The organism is Enterococcus sp. AZ177, from assembly GCF_050544585.1.
Classification (GTDB): Bacteria; Bacillota; Bacilli; order Lactobacillales; family Enterococcaceae; genus Enterococcus_L; species Enterococcus_L plantarum.
Genome location: NZ_CP172944.1, coordinates 1583455 through 1599449, shown reverse-complemented (window position 1 = coordinate 1599449; position 15995 = coordinate 1583455). Strand labels below are relative to the sequence as shown.

The 15995-nt window shown below is 36.6% G+C and carries 15 protein-coding genes; 2 read left to right on the top strand and 13 right to left on the bottom strand.

The genetic code is table 11. The annotated features are described in order from the left end of the window. Window positions 1-39: 39 nt before the first annotated feature. From IGJ34_RS07770 to IGJ34_RS07715, 12 genes are all read right to left on the bottom strand, one after another. A complete protein-coding gene (locus IGJ34_RS07770; RefSeq protein ID WP_206834162.1) occupies window positions 40-480 on the bottom strand; it encodes a LapA family protein in 441 nt (146 codons plus the stop codon). A gap of 60 nt (window positions 481-540) precedes the next feature. Continuing rightward, window positions 541-1341 carry an SDR family NAD(P)-dependent oxidoreductase gene (locus tag IGJ34_RS07765; protein WP_206834161.1) on the bottom strand — a complete coding sequence of 267 codons (801 nt, stop codon included), beginning with the start codon at window positions 1339-1341 and terminating at the stop codon, window positions 541-543. A 12-nt stretch (window positions 1342-1353) separates the two neighbouring features. Beyond that, the gene (rnz, locus tag IGJ34_RS07760; protein ID WP_206850234.1) at window positions 1354-2283 is read right to left on the bottom strand and encodes a ribonuclease Z; all 930 of its coding nucleotides are present in this window, start codon (window positions 2281-2283) and stop codon (window positions 1354-1356) included. Window positions 2284-2354: 71 nt separating this feature from the next. Continuing rightward, window positions 2355-3647, bottom strand: coding sequence for a sensor histidine kinase (locus IGJ34_RS07755; RefSeq protein ID WP_206834160.1), 1293 nt, complete (start codon window positions 3645-3647; stop codon window positions 2355-2357). Further along, the gene (locus tag IGJ34_RS07750) at window positions 3640-4332 is read right to left on the bottom strand and encodes a response regulator transcription factor (protein WP_069653151.1); all 693 of its coding nucleotides are present in this window, start codon (window positions 4330-4332) and stop codon (window positions 3640-3642) included. The genes IGJ34_RS07755 and IGJ34_RS07750 overlap by 8 nt, the downstream gene beginning before the upstream one ends. 97 nt (window positions 4333-4429) lie before the next feature. Then, window positions 4430-5002 (bottom strand): DUF1269 domain-containing protein, encoded by a 573-nt coding sequence (locus IGJ34_RS07745; RefSeq protein ID WP_069653150.1) that lies wholly within the window; start codon window positions 5000-5002, stop codon window positions 4430-4432. Window positions 5003-5073: 71 nt separating this feature from the next. Continuing rightward, window positions 5074-6930, bottom strand: coding sequence for a carbohydrate-binding domain-containing protein (locus IGJ34_RS07740; RefSeq protein ID WP_430598507.1), 1857 nt, complete (start codon window positions 6928-6930; stop codon window positions 5074-5076). A gap of 9 nt (window positions 6931-6939) precedes the next feature. Beyond that, entirely contained in the window at window positions 6940-7617 is a 678-nt protein-coding gene (locus IGJ34_RS07735; RefSeq protein ID WP_069653149.1) for a DUF4956 domain-containing protein, read from the bottom strand. Next, window positions 7607-8335 carry a polyphosphate polymerase domain-containing protein gene (locus IGJ34_RS07730; RefSeq protein WP_069653148.1) on the bottom strand — a complete coding sequence of 243 codons (729 nt, stop codon included), beginning with the start codon at window positions 8333-8335 and terminating at the stop codon, window positions 7607-7609. Before IGJ34_RS07730 ends, IGJ34_RS07735 begins: the two co-directional genes overlap by 11 nt. Window positions 8336-8466: 131 nt before the next feature. After that, window positions 8467-9579, bottom strand: a complete 1113-nt coding sequence (gene ald / locus IGJ34_RS07725) for an alanine dehydrogenase (protein ID WP_069653147.1) — start codon at window positions 9577-9579, stop codon at window positions 8467-8469. Window positions 9580-9600: 21 nt separating this feature from the next. Next, entirely contained in the window at window positions 9601-10872 is a 1272-nt protein-coding gene (gene kynU / locus IGJ34_RS07720) for a kynureninase (protein ID WP_206850224.1), read from the bottom strand. A gap of 77 nt (window positions 10873-10949) precedes the next feature. Continuing rightward, window positions 10950-12137: an MFS transporter gene (locus tag IGJ34_RS07715; protein ID WP_430598506.1), complete on the bottom strand. Its 1188-nt coding sequence runs from the start codon at window positions 12135-12137 to the stop codon at window positions 10950-10952. Between the two features lie 320 nt (window positions 12138-12457). Between IGJ34_RS07715 and IGJ34_RS07710 the strand changes: the two genes are divergently transcribed. Continuing rightward, window positions 12458-12898: an Lrp/AsnC family transcriptional regulator gene (locus IGJ34_RS07710; RefSeq protein WP_069653144.1), complete on the top strand. Its 441-nt coding sequence runs from the start codon at window positions 12458-12460 to the stop codon at window positions 12896-12898. Between the two features lie 129 nt (window positions 12899-13027). Here IGJ34_RS07710 and obgE read toward each other — a convergent pair whose 3' ends face one another. After that, the gene (obgE, locus tag IGJ34_RS07705; RefSeq protein WP_069653143.1) at window positions 13028-14341 is read right to left on the bottom strand and encodes a GTPase ObgE; all 1314 of its coding nucleotides are present in this window, start codon (window positions 14339-14341) and stop codon (window positions 13028-13030) included. Window positions 14342-14851: 510 nt separating this feature from the next. Between obgE and gap the strand changes: the two genes are divergently transcribed. After that, complete coding sequence (gap, locus tag IGJ34_RS07700) at window positions 14852-15862, top strand: type I glyceraldehyde-3-phosphate dehydrogenase (RefSeq protein WP_430598505.1); 1011 nt, start codon at window positions 14852-14854, stop codon at window positions 15860-15862. Window positions 15863-15995: the final 133 nt, after the last annotated feature.

Below are 15995 nucleotides of genomic sequence, written 5' to 3'. Positions count from 1 at the left end.
AAGATAAACTGTTTCTGCATTATCTTTGCTTTTTAAGCTTTATATTTCTTCTTCGCTACTTCTTGGTTTAGTAAAATGATCCACACGACTACCGACAGATTCTGCATCCTCACTAGGCGTAATTGGGGCTTGAGCTGCTGTGGCATCGTATTTCGCCTGTAGTTCAGCGATCTGATTTTCATACGATCGTTTTACTTTATCAACCTCTTCTTGCACTACTTTATCTGCATCATTTTTATAAACATCGATGTCTTTCTGTAATTCTTTTACTTGTTTTTTCTGTTTCCACATGGTCGTTGTTGAAGTTAACAAACCAATCAATGCACCGACTATTGCAGATCCTAAAATAATAAGGATCAATGGACCAGAAATTTTGGCAAAACCGAAGCTGACAGGTACTGTTTGGTTATTTAACACTGCAAAGATGACCACAATTAGCACCAAAATCAACCCAATAACAACACGCCACTGATTTTTCATATTACATTTCCTCCTCATCTGATTGAAACTAAAGCTAGCATTAGAAGCTAGATCTAACCATTATTTTTTGTTTAATACACCACCAGCTAATAAATCTCCTAGGTGTGGGAACAATGTATATAAACGATAGGCACCTTCCATAACCCGCGGACGATTGATTTCTCGCTTCCAAGTCCCCATAGTATTTACAATTTCTTTTGCTAACTTGTTAGGCTCAAGAACGAACATATCTACGGAGGCTAAGTAATCCCCTGACGGATCAGCTTTATCAAAAAACTCTGTTTGAATAGGCCCTGGATTTACTGTTGTTACAGAAACACCAAGTGGTTTCAATTCTAGGCGTAAAGCATTAGAAAAACCTAAAACTGCAAATTTGGTTGCCGAATAAACCGTTGATTTTGCTGTAGCCATTTTTCCAGCCATTGAAGCGATATTAATGATATGTCCAGTCCCTCTTTCAGCCATCTGGATCGCAGCTTGTTGAGTAAAGACCATCATACCTAATACATTTACTTCAAACATATTTCTAGCAACAGCTAAATCAATATCTACGAAGTTTTCAAAAATACCAAAGCCAGCATTGTTGACTAAAACATCAATAGGCCCTACCTCTGCCTTGATTTTTTCAAAAACATTCTCCACATTCTCAGGATCTGAAATATCTAATTGGAAGGAAAAAGCGGTTCTTCCACTCAGTTCTTCACAAGTTTCCTTTACTTTCCCTATTAAGTTAATCCGTCTAGCACATACAACGATAATTGCGCCTTTTTTTGCTGCTTCATAACAAATTTGTTCCCCTAAACCTGCAGAACCACCTGTTACAACAACGACTTTATCTGTTAAATCCTGTTCGTTAAACATTCTAACGCCTCCTTACTCCGCTTTAAACGGGATTTCTATAATTTCCATATCTTTCACGACTTTTGTATTTGGAAAAATCTCTTTGGCTTCATTTTCTAATTGGATGATATCTCCAGTTAAATAACGAGCACTAATATGTGTCAATATTAGTTTTTCCACTTTTGCTTCTAACGCTACTTGTGCTGCCTGATGACTTGTAGAATGATAATATGCTTTAGCCATTTTTGCTTCATCTTTGTTAAAGGTACTCTCATGCACTAAAACAGTCGCATTTTCTGCCAGTGCTACACTATTTGGTGTTTTTCTTGTATCCCCAAGAATCGTTACAGTTCTGCCTAATTTTTTTTCACCAACAAAGTCTTTTCCGTTGATCACTTGTCCATCTGGTAATTCTACAGATTCGCCTCGTTTAATTTTCCCATAGATTGGCCCGGATGGAATATTCAAAGCGGCTAATTTATCGACCTGTAACTCTCCTTCATGATCAGCTTCCACGATACGGTAGCCAAAACTTGCAATGCCATGATCTAATGGTTTACAAGAGACAGTGAACTGCTTATCAGAAAATACGACGCCTTCTTTGATTTCAATAAACTTCAATTCATACGAAAGACGCGTTTGTGAAACTTTCAGAGCTGTCCGAATGAATTCCGCTATACCTACCGGTCCATAAATTTCTAATTTTTCATTTCCACCTTGAAACGAACGGCTACTTAATAACCCAGGTAAGCCGAAAATGTGATCTCCATGTAAATGAGTGATAAAAATCTTTTCGATTTTTCTTGGGCGAATAGTACTTTTCAAAATTTGCAGTTGAGTGCCCTCCCCACAATCGAATAGCCACACTGCATTTATTTCGTCTAATAATTTTAAAGCGATACTACTTACGTTACGATGTTTTGCTGGAACCCCAGCTCCTGTACCTAAAAATTGTAATTCCATCTTCTACCTAACTTTCCTTAATCTTCTTCTTTATTTTAGAAGAAAGTGGCTGCTTTAGCAAATAATATTTATTATACAGGAAAACGCAAAATAACAGTGGTGCCTTTTGGCATAGTATCTGTGAGTTCAATTTTCCCTTGATGTTCTTCTACGATCCATTTCGCAATAGCAAGCCCAATGCCATAACCGCCTGTTTTACGGTTTCGAGATCCTTCTACTCGATAAAAGCGTTCAAATACTGCGGCTTTATTTTCTTCAACGATGCCTATACCTGTATCACTGATTTTAATGAGCCATTCGTTATTTTTAACACTTGAAAAGACCGTTATTTTCTCGCCAGTTGCAGTATATTTTAATGCGTTATCTAACAAAATAATCAGTAATTGATGAATTCTTTTTTTATCGAAACATAGTTGCTGATCTTCGCCTAGATCGATAATAAACTCTTTTTCTTCTGCCAAAGCTAATTCTTGGTATGGCAGTAGAACCGTATTCAAAAAGTTGTTACTCTTTATAGGCTCTTTTTCTAAGGTTAATGAATTGGAATCTGAGCGAGCTAATAAGAGTAAATCGCTTGTCAATTGACTTAAACGTTGAACTTCGTCAAGAGACAAAGCAATCGTTTCAGATTCTTCTAAAATCGTATGATTGGGTTTGGTAAACAATTTTTCTAGTTTTGCTTGAATGATTGTTAGCGGTGTTCTTAGCTCGTGAGATGCATTTTCAACAAATTCCTGTTGCTTTTTCCAGGAAATCATAATAGGTTTCATGAACCACTTAGAGAGAAAATAACTCAATGCAATCGATAATAAGCCAAAAATAATCATACAGATAATCAGTATTTGTTTAATCCGTTCAACAGTTCCTTTGATTGGATCAATATTCACTAAAAGCTGAATGTAAGCGACTTGCTCCTGATTTTCAACAGGTAGTGTAATCGAGCGAAATTGCAAAGTTCGATCGTTACTGTCTTTTGTTTGTATACTGCTTATTGTACTCAATTGATCAGTTGATAACGTCAAATTTTGAAAATCATAAAAACGAGAACCTAACTCTGCTTCATTCAGTATCTTCCCATCTTTCGACCAAAGAATCACTTGTTGCTGGAAATTATTGGGCGGCGGTGTATCGAATTTTCCTAACTGAGAAACGTTTTCTTGCCGCCGTTCAGTCTGAAGCATTTGATGTTGTAGAAATTTTTGATCAGTTGCTAAACGTTGTAAGTCATGATCTACTGTTTGGTATATAGATGTCTGTAGTAGCTGAAATACAATCAAACCTAAAATCAGAAAGATACTTGCAAATGAAATTAAGTTGATCAAAAAATAATTGAATCTTTGTTTTTTGCTTAGTTGTTTATTCATGTTCTATCCCTTCTGGTACTTCAAAAAGATAACCAACATTACGCAACGTTTTGATCCATCGATCAAGCCCAAAAGGTTTTAAATTCTTTCTAAGATTACTCATATAAACCTCAACGACCGTCAATGTTGTATCGGATTGAAATCCCCAAATTCGATCAAACAATTGATCTTTGGTAATGATGCGCCCTTGATTTTGCATTAGATAATGTAATAAATCGAATTCTTTTCCCTGGAGCGTGAAGTCATTCCCTTTAAAACTTGGTTGTCGATTGTCAAGATCTAAACATAGATCGTGAACGATTAACTCGTTTTTTCCATTCATTCCTAATGAACGACGCGCTAATGCTTGAACACGTAGTAACAATTCTTCTCGGTGGAATGGTTTAGTCAAATAATCGTCCCCACCATTTTTAAAGCCGTTTACTTTATCTTGTAGCCCATCTTTGGCTGTTAAAATCAAAACTGGTGTATAGATATTTTTCTTTCTTAAACCCGTTAAAACCTGTTCGCCAGATAGTGATGGCAACATTAAATCTAATACGATTAAGTCATAAATTCCTCGTTCTCCTTCGTATAAAGCCTCTTCTCCGTCATAAACTTGAACGATTTCGCCGATTTCAGATAAAATCTCTAAAATACTATCTGATAAGATTTCATCATCTTCTACTAAGAGTATTTTTAACACTTGTTTTCACATCCTTATAATCAAAAAAAGAAGACGAGTAGAAAAATTCTCTGTCACGTCTTCTAGTGTATTTATTCATTTTACCATTGATGAGTGATTAATGGTCGTTTTTTTCAGTTGAATCTTGTTTTTTATCTTGCCAAGATTTTTTAGCTGAATCAGTTGTTTCTTTTTCTACATCTTTCGCATGTGTGATTTCTTTTTCTACATCTTCAAAATCTAAACGCGTGATTTCGCCACCTAATTCGTTCATGATCAGTTGGTTCAAAGGTCGATTATCATCTTCTTCTGCAATCAAAATCAAACCAGTTTCCCCTTCACCTATTTGCTTTGTCACATGTTCAAAAACGGTTTGAGCACCTTGAATTTCTTTCGCATCTTGCGAAGCGCCTAATAAACTTCCTGCAAACCAACCTAGTAGAATACCTAACGGGCCGCCTAAGATACCAATCAGCATACCAATCATACTATTCGTTGATGTATGGTTATTACCCGTAAAATCTAGGAAATCATCGATCTTAAACTGATGCACCCCGTCGTTTACATGCGTTACAACAGCCATTTGTTCCCCTTTGATCTTTTTGTTAGCATATAGTTTCTTTATTTCTGAGAATGCCTGATATGCTTGGCTTTCTACTTCAAAATGCATAATAATAACTCGTTTGGACATATATGAACACCTCGTTCTATTTGATAGCTATATTCTATCAATAAACCAGCCCTTAAAGCAATGAATATCAATTATCTTGGCGGTTGGCTACCTGGTCCTCCACCCATTTGATTACCAGTCACTTCAGAACCAGATTGATCAACGGACGTTAATACGCCATTAAGCGAAATTTTTGCTAATTCTGTTCCATTTGTATAGTCACCTCCGCTGTATAATCCATTTTTTGCTGTTCCAGAATCTTTACCGCCAGTAGATAACGTGACTGTTTCTCCAACCTTTAAATCTGGTGAACTAATTGCAATGTGAGAAAAGTCTTTTTCTGGCGCAAATGAAATGACCGTGTCACCTGCTTCATTTTTAAGGTTGACTAGGCTTCCTGCTTTTTGGGTATCATCGAAGAAAAGACTTAGTGCGGCTTGGGAAGAGGTATCACTAGCACTCATTGCCATACCCGAACTCCCACTTGCAGCAAAAATCCCGCCATCAATTGTAAAAGTTCCGTCATAATCAAGTGCCCCATTCCCACTGTCAGTTGGACCATTTACGATTAGCGTACCTGCAGTCATTCGAACATCTCCATTACTGTCGATACCGTCGCCATCAGAATTCACATAGGTCGTTCCACCGTTGATTTCTATGAATTTTGTGCTATCACCACCACTACCAGGTTCACCAAATGAATCTGCACCGAATTGTCCTTCTTGTCCATCTTCTCCAGAGCTACCACCGGCAGCATTGATGCCATCATCGGATGCTTTAACAGAAATATCACCATCATTAATCGTTACCGTTGCTCCTTCTAAGCCTTCATATGATTGACTGACCGTTATTTTCCCATTGTTGATAAGCAAATCAGTATCAGCGTGAATACCATCATCACCGCTAGTTAATGAAAAGGTCCCATTATTGATTGTGACTGTTGCATTTGAATGGATTGCATCGTCAGCTGTATTTATGTCAAAAGTCCCATCATCAATAATGATATTTCCTGCTGCCTTCAGCCCTTTGTAGCTGGCTGTTGTGTCAATCGATTGATCGTTATACCCGCTAGCTGTTTGTATCTTGAAATCAGATTTCGCAATAGACAGATTGGTTTCCGCTTGAATGCCATCATTCCCAGACTGAATCGTATACGTGCCGCCATCTAATGCAACCCACCCCTTATCTGTATCAGTACTGTTATTCGCTTGAATTCCATCCCCTTCTGTTGTTTTTAAAGAGAATGTTCCATTTGCAATAGATACAGAGTCTTTGCCTTTGATAGCATTGTTTTTGGCTGTAATGTTGAGAACACCATTAGTAATAACCAAATCATCTTTACTACGAATGCCATTACTATAATTCCCTGTAACATCTAAAGTACCAGAACCATTGATTGTTAGATCATCTTTACTAAAAAAAGTAGCATCTGGTTCGGTTTCATCCGCTGATGCAAATGTATAATCAGAACCATCTGAAAGGCTATTTTTTGAACCTTCTACTAAAGTAGTAATAACTTTTTTTGCTTGCTCAACATAGATTGCAGAAGATGATTCATTGCTAATTGAAACATTGTTCATGACTAAATGTACTGTTTCCTCATTTGCACTAACTTTTAGCTGACCTTTATAATTTCCTGATAAAATATACGTACCACCTGCAGTAATTGAGATCGTATTATCTTTTTCAGAAACACCTGATCCATCTATAATACTTCCTGAGTCTTTTAATTCAATTTTTGTGGCTGTTTTTTTATCATACCCTTCATCATAATCCTCTTCATCATATTTACCATATTGATTATTAGAGGATTTTTTTGATTCCTGAACCGCAACAACGTTGTCATTACTTTTTGAGGTCGCAGTAGTTGTACTTGTTGTTTTGGTACATCCAGTAAATAGAATGAGTAACATCGTTAAAGTTGCGATACCTAATTTGGTTTTTTTCATGATATTCACCTACAATTCTTCTCTATTTGTCGAAACTTTTCCTGAAACAATCGTTAAATTTCCATTTCTTATACGCATAGCATCCATTAATTCTTTTTCCATTCGACTATCTTTTAACGTGATTCGATAACGTAGTTCATACAAACTTCCCATATTTGTGGTCTTCACTGAATCTAAATAGGCAGAGTATGTGTAGTGCTGAAACAAATCATCAAACAATCCTGGGTAATCTAAATCTTCAGGAATCGTGATTTTCACTTCCCTTTCTGCCAATTTTTGCTTTTCACCAAAATGAAGTGTATTCAAAACAAGTAAAAATAATGCAATAATCAAAGAAAATATCGTAATGTAACTGACGTAGCCCATTCCAGTAGCAAGACCGATACCCATCGACCAAAAAATACTCGTAATTTCTCTAGCACCACCTGCCACTGAACGAAATCTGATCAAACTAAATGCACCTAGCACAGCGACCCCCGTGCCTAAATTACCATTGACTAACATAATAACCAATTGGACTAAAACAGGTAAGACGGCTAACGTAATGACAAAGTTTTTACTATAAATATTTCTGTACATATGAACGTAAGCCACTAAAAGACCTAATAAAACTGAAACTACAATACAAATTAATAGTTGTTTGATTGATACATCCACTGAACTTTCTACTAATAAACTAGACAACATGCTGAAAATCTCCTTTGCAATATAAGTAACGTTGATATGTTTGAGCGTATTTTGAAAACGATAGTGGATAAATATCAAGCGCTGCTAAGATTTCTGAAAACCAAAGTGGATATGCCCCCAATGCTTTGACTTCCATTAAGACATCGATTTCTGGTGCTACTCGTTCACCTTGATCATTTAAAGTATGCGTTAATTCTTCTTTTCGATAACGAATATTAAAGTCAAAGGTAAGTCGAAAATCGTCATTTTCTGCAGTAAACAGTGCTCGTCGATCATATGCAATCATCACTTTAGGTTCTAATTTTCTGCGAGCAACTAACCAGTCAATTTCCTGTTTGATTTGCTGATCTTTTGTTGTTTTTAGCTTGAATGAATGTGGTTTTTGACTATATTCTTTCGCTATTTGGTAAGATAGAGCAACCCTTCTTTTATAAACGACACCACTGACTTTCTTTTTTATTTCCAAAAAAACCATTGACTGTTCAGTAGGGATACCATAACTTCTAATTCTGAACTTTTCTTTGTATACAGGCTTTTCTATCGAATGCCTGATCATCTCATAATCTTGAGTGTCGAAATAAATTGAAAGGATTGTGTGTAACCCATACTCGTCTTCTTGCATATAGGGAGTTAATTTTTCTCTTAATTGGGAATACATTGTATGGGTTAATGCATATTTTTTTTCTTTTCTTTGAAAACTATTTTTAAGTTTAACCATTTTATTGCCTCCTTTAACTGAATTTATTTTATAAAAGGAAACATAAATGAACCTTAAAGATAAAAAGAAAAAATCATCTTATCTCTGAATATGTTCATTCTTCAGAGATAAGATGATTTAAACGCTGTATTTTATTTTAGTAATTCGTTAACAGATGTATAGTTTTTATTTTGATCTTTGGCCACTGCTTCCATTGTTAAATGTTTTTTATACGTATTGATTCCTGTTAAAATAGTTTCGTTCTCTTTTGCGGCCTGTACAATTCCTTTATTGGCGATCGTAACAGCATAAGGAATCGTTGCATTTGTCAACGCGAAGGTAGATGTTCTTGGAACAGCACCTGGCATATTTGCTACAGCATAATGAACAACTCCATGTTTAATATACGTTGGATTATCGTGTGTAGTGATTTGATCCGTCGTTTCAAAAATTCCGCCTTGATCAATGGCAATATCGACGATAACTGCCCCTTGCTTCATTTGTTTAACCATCGCTTCAGTCACAAGTTTTGGCGCTTTGGCACCTGGAATCAAAACTGCTCCGATTACTACATCTGCTTCTTTCACTTTATTCTCAATGTGGTAAGCGTTAGAAATCAAGGTTTGAACATTATTGCCAAAAAGATCATCCAGTTCAGCTAATCGATGAGGATTAACATCTAAAATCGTTACTTTTGCCCCTAAACCGATAGCAATTTTTGCCGCATTTGTACCAGCTACTCCACCACCGATAATCACAACTTTTCCTCTTTCGACTCCTGGAACACCAAATAATAGAATTCCTTCTCCGCCTTTAGGTTTTTCTAAAAATTGAGCACCAACTTGTACAGACATCCTACCAGCAACTTCACTCATTGGTGTCAATAACGGTAGTGTACGATTCAAGCTCATCGTTTCATAAGCCACAGCTGTGACATTGTTTTCAATCAAAGAATCAGTCAGTTCAGGTTCGGGGGCTAAATGAAGATAGGTAAATAAAATTAACTCATCATGAAAATACTGGTATTCTTCTTTTAAAGGTTCTTTGACTTTAATAACCATTTCAGACTGCCAAACGTTCGCAACGTTGTCCTCTATTGTAGCGCCTACTTCTTCATATTCCTGATTTGTAAAACCTGAACCAAGACCAGCCATACTTTCAACGATTACTTGATGTCCATTATTGATCAAACTAACTACGCCGGCTGGTGTAATAGCCACTCTGTTTTCATTGTTTTTGATTTCTTTTGGAATACCGATACGCATGCTTTTCACCTCACTATTTTTTTATACAACTAATGTCCGTTCATTACTGAATTTTTCATACTTTTTATTGACTGCAATATCTTCTAATGTTTCAACTAATGTGTAGACTTCTTCATAGGTGTTATAAAGAGCGATTGGAGCTAATCGAATCACATTAGGTTCTCTGAAATCAGGTATGATATTGGCTTCTTTCAATGCTTTACATATTCTGTAAGCTTCGTCATGTTCTAAACAAATGTGCCCGCCTCGCTTGCTATCTTCACGAGGATTACCAACTGCATACCCATATTTTGCAAGTTTTTCATCGATTAAATACATTAGATAGGCGGTAATCAATAGTGATTTTGTCCGAATCTGATCCATTCCTACTTCATTAAAAATTGTTAATGTCCCTTCTAACGGCGCCATTGCCAAGAAACTTGGGGAACCAATTTGCCATCCGCTTGCATCTCTTTGATGCTCAAATTCATGTTTTAATTCAAATTGCGTATCATCTTTATTCCCCCACCAACCAGCTAATCCTGGTGTTTCTTTAAAGTGTTTTCGATTCATGTAAAGTCCGGCAATCGATCCTGGACCGGCGGACAAATATTTATACGTACACCAAATGGCGAAATCTGGCTCAACATCTTTAAAATCCATTGGTATTGCGCCAATAGCATGACATAAATCCCAACCAATGAGAATCCCTTTTTGATGTGCTGCTTCTGTCACTCGTTTCATATCTAGCACTTGTGAGCTACGATATAATACGGTCGGCAAAAGAATGATTGCGACATCGTCTGTCATTGCTTCAATAATAGCCGACTCATCAATTAGGCGTCCATCCTGACTTTTTACAACTTTTACAGCGTCTTTTGGTTCATATCCTTTTAGACGAACCTGACTATCAATAGCATAGCGATCAGTCGGAAAATTCAAATCATCAACTAAGATTTTATAGCGTTCTTTAGTGGGTTTATATAACGTGCTAATGCATTGATGAATATTGATTGTGGTACTTCCTGTAATGACAACTTCGTCTGGATGAGCATTGATCAGTGGTGCTGACATTTCGCCCAACTTCCCTGCGTAATGAAATAAACCATCCCAGAGTTTGATTCCTTCTTTTTTCCAAATATCCATCATATTTAACAATGCTTTTTCGGCATCTTTTGAAGCCAAACCTAATGAATTACCATCCATGTATATTTCTCCAGGCTGAACATAAAATCGATCTCTGATATTTTTGAGGGGATCTTTCTCATCTAATTCTTTTGCAAACGCTAGATCTGTCTGAAATTCTCTTTTCATTATTCGTCACCTTCCAAATGTTTTATTTAAAAGAAGCATGTCCAAAAAAATGAACTACTTCCTGTTGAACAAACGAATTACATCTTGCTAATGTTTTTATTTCGTTTAACGAAACCAAAAATAGCTAACAAAGCCACAACTCCTACACCACTTAATACATAAATAGCTGTTGTCCACGAATCACTAGATTCGCTTACCTCTGATACAATTGGTGTTCCTACAAAGATTCCAATGTAATAAAATAAATTTATAAAGGAAATGCTTGTCCCAATCAACCGATCTTGTTTTACTACTTTAGGTGCTAAAATCATCACACATGAAGACGATAAACTCGCGCCAGCTGAAAGTGCGAAGAGTTGCCCAATGAAGCTAAAACTATTTGACAAGTGACCCATCCAAAAAGTGGCCACTAACATCAGTATAAATGAACAGAAAATGATGATTTGTCCCTTTTTTGTCTTATCGATCAAATAACCTGCTAAAGCACCAAATGGAATGCCGAATAAACCAAAATATCCTGTGTAACGATTCGCTAAAGTTTCCGATAATCCGTATTGTTGCGTATAAATTTGTGGATAAAGGTTGATAAAAGCAAATAATATGAATGCCATGCAACCTTGAGCCAATGCTAAAAGCCAAATCGACTTGTTCTCTATAACTTTTTTGACTGTTCCTTTCACTTCTTTTCGCTCAGTGATAGATCGATTGGCTGGTTGGTCTAAGAAAAATAGGTACAAACACAGCAAAATCAAGGATAAACCTGCTATAATCAGCCAAAGCGCACGCAAGCCATAAGACTGTGATAAGGGTTTAAACAAGTTCATTGCCAACATTGATCCTAATGCTGAAAAGGTTCCCCAAAGTCCTGTTGCAATGCCGCTATCTCCTTCTTTAAACCAAAAATGAATCAAAACGATTCCCACCATAATAATCATAGAAAATGAAATTCCTTCAATTGCTCTTGAAATCAATAAGGTCCAAAAACTAGTAGAAAAGGCTCCCCATAAATTTCCAATAGCCAAACACCCCATTAATCCAATCAATAATTTTTTAGGACCGAAACGTGTGACGAAAGCGCCACCTGGTATCGCTAGAAAAATCCCAGAAACTGTAAATATTGACATCAACCACGAAACCATTGATAGACTCACACCTAAATCTTGGCCTAATTCATTTTGAATCGGAACTAGTTTCAATTGACTTAAAGAAACAACCACACCACCTGCATATAGCAACAAAAATTTTAACCATCTGTTTCTCACCATAAAGAACGCTCCTCTTTGGTCTGTCTTTTTAGATTGAAGAAACACTGTATTTACTAGTAAACATTAACGTCATCTCAAGATAGGTTAATCATAACGAATTTTTTGGTTTCCTGTATATAAAAATATGAACTTAATGTAAGCGTTTTCCTTCCGTTTTTGAAAAAGTAAGGCACAATTTTTTACAATATGAAAACTCACCCTTTGAAATACAGTTCTTCGCAATGATACTTCACTAAAATTATCTGGAAAACTCCATTTTTTTGCTCTATAATAAAATGGACAAATTGTTTATAAAAAAACATTATGTAGGAGGTAAAACAATGGATACAACTGACCGTAAGCTTTTACAGATTCTGCACGAAAATTCACGTATTTCAATCGTTGAGTTGTCTCAAAAAGTCAATTTAAGTCGTCCTAGTGTGAAAGAACGGATCAATAAGTTAGTTGAGCAAGGTATTATCACAAACTTTACGATCCAAGTTTCAATGCAACATATCAAACAAAGTATTACTTTTTTTACGGAGTTGAGCCAAGTAACGACTCCTGTTGAAAAAACAGTAGCACTCCTAAAACATAATCCTTACGTAAATGAAGTTCATATAGTCAGTGGAGAGGTAAATTATTTAGTGAAAGCAACTGTCACTAACACTACTGAAATGAAAGATTTACTAGCAAATTGGATGCAATTCGCCAATGTCAAAAGTTCGATTGTACTGGAGAGTCCAGTAGAAAATCATTTACATCTAGAGGTAGATCAGTAGCAGGCCCTTTTTAATAACCATCTGTTTATATCTTTAGTCAAAACACACCCGTTTGTGATGAAAATCACTAAATGTACAAAAAAAAGAGCCAATGAAATCACTAGCTCTCTTCTTATACGTATTATTCCTCTATTCGACAAACTCAAACTCGTATTCACCGATTCGGACAATATCTCCATCTTTTGCACCACGAGCGCGTAATGCTTCATCAATTCCCATACCACGTAATTGACGTGCAAATCGCATCACACTTTCATCGTGTTCAAAATTCGTCATTTGGAATAATTTTTCCAATGAATCTCCAGATAAAATCCACGTTGCATCAGAATCACGATCGATTGTAAATTCTGGTCCTTCAGGTTGGAAACCATAATGAACCGTATCTTCAACAATTTCTTCCTCATATAACGGGAATTCAGGCGTTACATCGATCAAATCAGCTGTTGCATTAAGCAAAGGTTCGATCCCTTTACGTGAAACACCAGATATTGGGAAAATAGGTAGGTGATCCGCGTATTCATCTGTCCGCTCTTCTTCGATTTTCTCTTTGAATTTCTTTAAATTTTCTTCTGCTTCAGGCATATCCATTTTATTCGCCACGATGATTTGCGGACGTTCCATTAAACGCATGTTATGAGAGGCTAACTCTTTATTGATAGCTAGATAATCTTCATAAGGATCGCGCCCTTCCATTCCGCTCATATCAATGACATGTAAAATAACTCTTGTCCGTTCAATGTGGCGTAAAAACTGTGTTCCTAGTCCAACCCCTTGAGAGGCACCTTCGATCAAACCTGGTAAATCAGCTGCAGCAAAACTACGTCCGTCACTTGTTGATACCATTCCAAGATTCGGAACTAAGGTTGTAAAGTGATAGGCCCCAATTTTAGGACGTGCTGATGAAATAACAGATAACAAAGTAGATTTTCCAACTGATGGAAAACCAACTAATCCCACATCAGCTAACACTTTTAATTCTAATTCGATTTTTCTTTCTTGACCGGGTTCGCCATTTTCAGCAATTTCAGGGGCTGGATTTTTAGCAGAAGCAAAACGGATATTACCGCGCCCGCCGCGTCCACCTTTGGCTACGGTTAGAGTTTGACCATTTTCAATTAAATCACCGATCAATGTGCCTGTCTCAGCATCACGAACTGTTGTACCTGGTGGAACTTTTACAAAGGTATTCTCAGAACCACGGCCGTGCATTCCTTTACTCATACCATTTTCACCGGGCTGTGCCTTAAAATGTCGATTAAAACGGAAATCCATCAGTGTACGTAATCCTTCTTCTACAACAAGAATCACATCTCCTCCTTGACCACCATCACCTCCGGCTGGTCCGCCATCCGGTACATACTTTTCTCTACGAAAGGCAACCATTCCATCTCCGCCCTTACCGGCTTTGACATCGATTGTTACCTGATCTAAAAACATGGACATATTTTGTCCTCCTATCTTAAAGAACTTGGAATATTGCATCTCTTATTAAAAATAAAAGAAATCAATCTCTCCATTTCTTCAGGTTTTACATTTTTTACAACTTTAGTTGTTTGCATGATTTCGCTTTTCAATAACATTCTCAGTTTGAAAGCCTTTCTTATTGTAAAGGTTAAACCTGATTTTGTCTAGCCAAATTGGCTTTTGTGAACTAGAATAGTAAGCTACTATAGAGACAGCAATTGCTACAGTTCTTGCACTCCTAATAGAAACAACTCTAATCAAGTTAAACGAATACAGTAAAAATCTCTCGTTGAAAGACAAGATTTTTGACAAAAATTTGAAATGCGTTCATGCTACTAGTATAGCGTAAGTCGGCGTTTTTTTAAATACATGATTAAATAATGTTATTTAATGTAACGTTGTCTAAAGCTAAAATTGTGTCTCATGGATATAATTTAGTTGTGGCTCTAATAGCTCATTAAGCATTTAATTTTAAGGAGGAAATTTAGTATGACAGTAAAAGTAGGAATTAATGGATTTGGACGCATTGGCCGTCTTGCATTCCGTCGCATCAAAGAAGTTTCCGATGATATTGAAGTTGTTGCAATCAATGATTTGACAAGTCCGACAATGTTAGCTCAATTACTACAATTTGATTCAACTCATGGCACTTATCCTGGAAACGTAACAGCAACAGATGATTCCATCGTAGTAGATGGGGAGAAAACAAAAGTTTACGCAGAAGCTGACGCCAGCAAATTGAAATGGGTGGAAGAAAACGATGTGGACATTGTTTTAGAATGTACTGGTTTTTACACTTCTGAAGCAAAAGCTCAAGCCCATTTAGACGCAGGCGCAAAACGAGTCGTCATTTCAGCACCTGCTGGAGACATGAAGACAATTGTTTACAATGTTAATGATGACACCTTGACACCAGAAGACAAAATAATCTCTGCTGGCTCATGTACAACAAACTGTTTAGCTCCTATGGCCTTTTTCTTAAATAATGAGTTTGGTATTGAAGTTGGTACAATGACAACGGTTCATGCGTATACCTCTACTCAAATGTTACTTGATGGTCCGGTAAAAGGTGGTAATTTGCGAGCTGCTCGTTCTGCCGCTGATAATACGATACCTCATTCGACTGGTGCTGCCAAAGCAATAGGATTAGTTATTCCAGAATTAAACGGAAAACTACAAGGGCATGCGCAACGTGTCCCCGTTGTTGATGGCTCCTTAACAGAATTAGTTTCTATTTTAAAAACAAAAGTAACTGCTGATCAAGTGAATGAAGCAATGAAAAAACAAACCGTTGACAATCCTTCTTTCGGCTATGATGATCGTGAAATCGTATCTGGTGATGTCATTGGAACAACAGAAGGGTCTATTTTCGACCCCACCCAAACAGAAGTAACAACCTCTGGTGATTTCCAATTAGTCAAAACTGTCGCTTGGTATGATAATGAATATGGCTTTACTTGCCAAATGATTCGTTTATTAGAAAAGTTTGCTAATTTGTAAAAATAATCAATAATAGTATGAAAAATTGTGTGAGCTAGAAGAGTTTTACTCCGATAAATAAGCTTCTAGCTCACCGTTGACTCGTATGTATTGAGACTGAGATGTGACTCGTAGAGTTGTGTCTCAGCCTTAA